Annotated in this window: 5 protein-coding genes; 3 read left to right on the forward strand and 2 right to left on the reverse strand. The window is 66.0% G+C overall.

Annotated elements, in window-relative coordinates; genetic code table 11:
• The first annotated feature begins 337 nt into the window (after positions 1–337).
• Both DD1DGNOD_RS17950 and DD1DGNOD_RS17955 read left to right on the forward strand, forming a co-directional pair.
• Positions 338–784 (forward strand): hypothetical protein, encoded by a 447-nt coding sequence (locus DD1DGNOD_RS17950; RefSeq protein WP_165035097.1) that lies wholly within the window; start codon positions 338–340, stop codon positions 782–784.
• Positions 785–1295: 511 nt separating this feature from the next.
• Positions 1296–1832, forward strand: coding sequence for a MarR family winged helix-turn-helix transcriptional regulator (locus tag DD1DGNOD_RS17955; protein ID WP_131770667.1), 537 nt, complete (start codon positions 1296–1298; stop codon positions 1830–1832).
• A gap of 209 nt (positions 1833–2041) precedes the next feature.
• Here DD1DGNOD_RS17955 and DD1DGNOD_RS17960 read toward each other — a convergent pair whose 3' ends face one another.
• Together DD1DGNOD_RS17960 and DD1DGNOD_RS17965 are read right to left on the reverse strand one after the other, a co-directional pair.
• Complete coding sequence (locus DD1DGNOD_RS17960; protein WP_131770668.1) at positions 2042–2296, reverse strand: hypothetical protein; 255 nt, start codon at positions 2294–2296, stop codon at positions 2042–2044.
• 647 nt (positions 2297–2943) lie between these two features.
• A complete protein-coding gene (locus DD1DGNOD_RS17965; RefSeq protein ID WP_131770669.1) occupies positions 2944–3489 on the reverse strand; it encodes a hypothetical protein in 546 nt (181 codons plus the stop codon).
• A gap of 855 nt (positions 3490–4344) precedes the next feature.
• Here DD1DGNOD_RS17965 and DD1DGNOD_RS17970 point away from each other — a divergent pair.
• On the forward strand, positions 4345–6037 hold a 1693-nt coding region (locus DD1DGNOD_RS17970; RefSeq protein WP_131770670.1), incomplete at its 3' end, for an MMPL family transporter.

A 6037-nucleotide genomic window follows, 5' to 3' on the forward strand; every position in this document is an offset into this window, starting at 1 on the left:
CTGTCTGGGATCACTGTCTGGGATCACTGTCTGGGATCACTGCATGTTCGAGGCAACCGCCGTGACGACCGACGAGCAGCTCGGCTGCGTCACCTGTGACACCGCCGGGGCAAGGCCTGCCATCACCGAACAGTGAACATCACAGCCGTGGCAAAATTCAGCGCCTGTGTCTGGCAGATCCCAAGCCGACCGTCGGGAGGAAAACCGACATGGGAATGGCATCAAACTGGTAGCCGAGGAGACCGGTATGGTCACCCGACACCCGCCTTGCGGCGAACTGGTACAGAACTGGTAGGTACCAGGCCGGCCACGCGGAAAGGAACGACCAAATCACTTGATGGAAACAACAACTGCACAACAGATTCACAATCAGCTTATCCGGATGCTCCGCCGCGGAGGCCGTCCCGCCGAGCTGATCACATATACACCGGAGTTCATCGACCTGGTCTGGCCTGCCGAGACGGGCATGCCACGGCAGGCGATCCACGACCGGGCGCTGCACGCGCACCGCATGCTCACCGCCGCTGTCGCCGCGCTGGAGCAGCCGCACAGCGAAGCAATCGGGATCATGCTGTGCCTGTGGCCCGGCACGCTCGGCCTGACCCTCGACCAGCGCCGGGAACGAGCCGCACGCCTCTTCGGCATCCAGTCCGACACGTTCCGCCGCTCGGCCCATGAGGGGCACCTCGTTCTCAACCTTTCCCTGGAGATCTACCAGCGGGTCCGGGACCGCCACGACCGGCGGCGCACCCTACCCACCGCGGACCACGGCGGTACACCGTGAGCCACGACCACAGCGGTACACCGTAGGCCGACGGCGACCGAGAAATCGTCCCCGGACCGCCACCATCCGCACCGTCGCCGCGCAGGGTACGCAATCAGGCGCTTCGGGAGGCCGTCGACTCCGGACGGACCAACCAGAAGATCGTGGACATGACGGCGCGTAACCGGGAATGACCTCGACTGGATGACAAGGGACGTCCCGCCGATCCGCTGATGCGGTGGTCAACCGTCGTGGCTCGGGAGGCACTGTCCAGGGCTGCCGGGCACCCGCCTGTGCGGGCGCGCGCCCGCCACGATCGGCCTCGGCCGCATACCCTGTCACCGGTTATGGCAACCGATAGCGTGGAGTTTCCTTCGGATAGCGCTGTCACCGAATATCACCCGACCGATTGTTGCGGCCCGGGATATTGCTGACATCAGAAACTCCCGGACGCGGGAATATCACTGCTGCGCCCAGCGGAGGGAAGCGTGCTCGGCCCGCCGTTGGGCAGCGAAGTCGTTACCATGGGGCAATGACCGTGCCCGTGCAATCACCCAGCAGCCCGCCGTCCTCAGGACGCCGGTGGCCCCCGGCCGCCGACGGGGATTCAAGTCCGCACGAGAACGACGAAGACGGCCGCATCGACCCGGCGTTCGTGACCGCCCTGCGAACGTCGATAACCAGACTTGCACGCTCACAGCGAGCCGAACGGCAACGCGATCCGCAAGCACTGCCGGTCAGCCTCATATCGGCTCTGTCCACATTGCAGCAACTGGGACCACTGACCCCGACGCAGCTCGCCCGGCTGGAAGGCGTACGCAAACCGTCGATGACACGAGCGTTGGCAACCCTTGTCGAACGGGGTCTGGTGGTCCGGGAACACGATGAGTACGACGGCCGGCAGTTTATCGTAAGAATCTCCGCCGAAGGCCTCGTCGCGGTCGCCCACTCACGCCGCATCGTCGACGCCTGGTATTTTCGGCGCCTGCGGCAGCTGGACCAGCAGGATCTGGCGGATCTCATGCGCGCCGGTGGAGCGCTTGCACGACTGGCCAACGAGACGGTCTGACCCGTCGAACAGTCCGCGCCGGAACATCCGGCGAGTCCGGCAAGCCTGAAGGCAAGCCCTGCCATCGGTGATGTGTCTATCGCAGCACCGTCAGGGTCGCGTCCGGACGAAGGCACATCCGGGACGAAGACACGTCCGGAATAAAGGCATGTCCGGGATGAAGGAACATCCGGGATGAAGGCATGTCCGGACGCAGGAAAGCACACCGACTACGACTGCTCGCGGTTATCGACAGATCCTCGACGGGCTTTGACCGGGTCCGACCACGGTTCCCGTTCCGGGGGTGGACGCAGCAGAACGAACGAAAACCCGTAGATCGCCAAATAGCCCAGAACCGCGGCGAACGCCAGCAGGTCCAGCGATTCGGCGAGAGCAAGGACGACGAGCAGCAGGATACCGCTGCCCAATCCGGCGAGAAGGGGCAGCGGTACATCAATGACAAACCAGCCGGGACGTTCGGGCACTATCTCACGTTGTTCCTGGAACAAGGCCGTCCCCGGGCACTCCACAGGACCGGCCGGAAGCCGCACGGTTACGGGGGTCAGACGGATCGCGAAGCTCCCCGCCGGGAGCTTCCTCGTATGCCGTCGCAGAGCCGAGGTCACCGGCTTTCGACATACTGTGAAAATTCCTACGCGACCCGTTCACAGGACCGATAGGACCGATATCGATGTAATCCAAGGAAATCTGTGCCCCTTTACAGGATACGGCAACCCGGCCGTGAGGCGGAGCATACCGCGATCCGGCGCCGGCACGGCACATCCGGACTGTCCGTCCGGCGAACCAGATTATCACCGGCCGAAGCGTCGCCACAGCAATCATGCTTACAATTTTACTTCGATGGATGATTTTACTTCGGTGGATGACGCCGAATCGGCCCGGCGCCGGCAGAAATCATCCGGATGGCTGCGACCCGCGGTCCCGATCGGCTTGTTCTCCTGATCGGCCTACGGTTGCGATCGGCCTGTGGTCCTGATTGATGCGGACCTGTCGATGCGCGTGGTGACACGTCCCGACGGTGACACCGGGAGACACGTCCGAGAAGATGCGCATCGCGGCCGGTGAGCACGGCGACAATAATCGTCGAAAATGTGTAATTGTCGAAAATGTGTCACCGGCTGTTCTGCGGGGGAACCGGAGTCGGCTCCGCGGACGACGGCATCGGGCCAGGAGCCGGCGCCGTGTTACCCGGTTCGGGTGCGGTTGTCACCGGTCCGGGCGCCGGCTGCTGCACCGAGGAGACGGGGGCCGGTGACGCCGGGCCCGCAAGGCCCGCTGCGTCCGTGTTGTTGGTCGACGGGCCGTCATCAACAGCCGTGGTGCCCGCGTCCGCGGGCTGACCGCCAGGCTGCGCGCCTGGATCCTGCGTTCGAGCGGCCGGCAGGGCCGTAGCGGCCACCGCGGCACCCGGTGACACACCGACGACCGGGGCGACGCCTCCACCAGGAGAAGCCATTGGTGCTGCAACTGTGACACCTGGTGATACCTCGGGGACGGCACTGACGACAGCTGTACCCGACTGGCTGCTCTGGGCACCGCCCGTGGTCAGATAGCTGGCCGCCCCGCCGAGAACGGCCCCGACGACGGACATCACCAGGAAGACCGTCGCGAGCTGTCGCCCGGCTCCGCCGGCCGCGAGGGCGGACCGAGTCATCATGATTTCTCCCATATGACCGGGGACCTGGGCCTCCCGGACCTCCCAGATCGGCTTCCAGACCTCGGGCGCGAAAGAAGCATGATCCCGTCACCTTTGGCCCTCACATGATCGGAAACCTGGGCCGCCGGCAGCGCGCAAAAATATGATCGCGTCGCCGTCGGCCCTTTGGGCGGTTCGACCATCAACCCTACCGGGTAGCCACAAACATCCGTGATCGATGTCCGGTAAAACACGTCAACCCACCTCGTCGGGTACGGATCCGGACATGCTCCGGGCCTCGCATTCACGGAAGGGCCCGCAGCGGAACCGGCCGCGACACGGCCGCGGCATGGACCTGTCACCAGTCGTCCGGCGGACTCTCCTGAACACTGCCAGAAACAACCACGATGACGGATACGAATAGTTTGCACGCGCCTGGGCCGGCAGCGGCGACCAGTGCCGAAAAGCGGTTAGTGCGTACCGGCGTGGGCCATGGCGACGAATCGGCAGTAAGATCTGCACCGACGCCGCGCCGAGGTTTTGCCCTACCATCGGCGCGGGTACTCAGGAGAAACTGATCATCGGGGAAAGTTTGGTGAACGAAGTCGCGATCGTCGGGCTTGCCGCCCGTTTTTCGGGAGCGGCCGGCAGAGGTATTTTCTGGCGTCTGCCGCAGAAATCAGGAGCGCGGTTCCGAAATGCCGCGGAGAGCCGTTTGCGGCGTGGGAACCTCCACTATCAGAATGATCATAAAAATCCGCACGGTACATGTACCGGCCGGATTCCCGACCCCGTCCACGTCGTTGTGGGCGGCGTGGTCACCACCTGTCGGGACGGGGACGTACCCCGCCTGAGCCGGAAGGATGGTTCACGCCGATGACGACGTCGCCACCGCGCAGTGGTTCATCGCCCGGATTCCGGCTCAGCAACCTTCGGCCCGGCGGGCGGCACCGAGCCCGGGTCACCACGCCGCAAGACGCGGCAGGCGGCTTCACCTCCCGCCCGCTGGTACGCAGCCGACTGCTACGCGTGATCGTGGCTCGTCCCCGCACGATCCTGCTCGTCACGGTGGTAGTGACGATCCTCGCCGCTATCGTCGGCATCGGGGCGGTCGGCCGGATGAAGACCGGTGGATTCGGCGATCCGGGTTCGGACTCGGTCCGCGGCACGCAGGCCCTCCTCGCCCGGTTCGGTTCGGCCGAGCCGAACCTGGTCGTCCTGGTCGGATCCAGCGCCGGCGTCGAGACACCGGCGGTCCGGACGAAGGGACAGGATGTCACCGCCGTGCTGCGGCGCGAGCCGGGTGTCCAGGTCGTGGCCTCCTACTGGGAAACGCCAGTGGCCGAGCTGCGCGGCCGGTCCGGCGACGTCGGCCTGATCGTCGCCCACGTCGACGGCGACGAGGACGCCAGCGCCGAGCACACCGGTCGGCTGCACGACGTCCTCACCCACACAGACAGCCCGACCGCCGGCGTCACCGTCTCCCTCGGCGGACTCACACAGATCAACAACGACATCAACATGCAGGTCACCAAAGATCTGGCCAAAGCCGAATCCATAGCCGTCCCGGTCACCCTGCTCCTGCTGCTGGCGGTCTTCGGCACCGTGGTCACGGCAGGTATCCCGCTGCTCGTCGGCATACTGGCGATCATCGGCACGCTCAGCGGCCTTGCGATACTGGCCGCCCTCACAGAGGTCTCGGTGTTCGCGGTCAACCTCACAACCGCCCTCGGCCTCGGGCTCGCCATCGACTACTGCCTGCTGTTCGTCTCCCGCTACCGCGAGGAACGCGAACACCACTACGGCACCGTCGCAGCCCTGGACGCGACCATGTGCAGCGCCGGACGGACAATCATGTTCAGTGCCGCCACCGTCGCCGCGGCCCTGTGCTGCCTGCTGGTCTTCCCGCAATACTTCCTGCGTTCGTTCGCCTTCGCCGGCGTCATGGTCGTGGCGATCACTCTGGCCGGCGCACTGATCGTCCTGCCGGCCCTGCTGCTCCTGCTCCGGGGCCACATCGAACGGTGGCCGCTGCCCCTGCGGCGACGCCCGGTACAGCCAGCCGGCCTCAGCATGGTCGGCCGGGTCGCCGCCCTGGCCTGGCGACGTCCCCTACTCACCGCCCTACCCACCCTTACCATCCTCCTCCTACTCGGCATCCCCTTCCTCCACGTCACCTTCGGCATTCCCGACGACCGCGTCCTGCCCACCTCCACCGAAAGCCGCCACACCGCCGACCGCCTCCGCACCGACTTCGGCGTCGTCAACAACGGCGCCCTCGCCATCGTCGCCGACACCTGGGGCAGCGGCCCCACCGCCACCACCGACACCGCCACCTACGCCAGCCGCCTATCCACCATCCCCGGCGTCGACCGCGTCGACAGCGCCGCCGGCTCCTTCACCGCCGGTCACCAAACCACCCCCCCGAGCCCGACCACCACCCGCTTCACCGCCGGCGACGCCACCTGGCTATCCATCCTCAGCCGCACCGAGCCCTACTCCCCCGCCGGCGGTGAAGCGGGTGGTGGTCGGGCTCGGGGGGGTGGTTTGGTGACCGGCGGTGAAGGAG

The sequence above is a fragment of the Candidatus Protofrankia californiensis genome, assembly GCF_900634765.1.
Taxonomy (GTDB): domain Bacteria; phylum Actinomycetota; class Actinomycetes; order Frankiales; family Frankiaceae; genus Protofrankia; species Protofrankia californiensis.

What these genes read in the sequence shown, in the direction of transcription:
- DD1DGNOD_RS17965 (WP_131770669.1), bottom strand. Translation starts at nt 3,489, where the DNA reads ATGATGACTCGGTCCGCCCTCGCGGCCGGCGGAGCCGGGCGACAGCTC.
- DD1DGNOD_RS17950 (WP_165035097.1), top strand. Translation starts at nt 338, where the DNA reads ATGGAAACAACAACTGCACAACAGATTCACAATCAGCTTATCCGGATG.
- DD1DGNOD_RS17955 (WP_131770667.1), top strand. Translation starts at nt 1,296, where the DNA reads ATGACCGTGCCCGTGCAATCACCCAGCAGCCCGCCGTCCTCAGGACGC.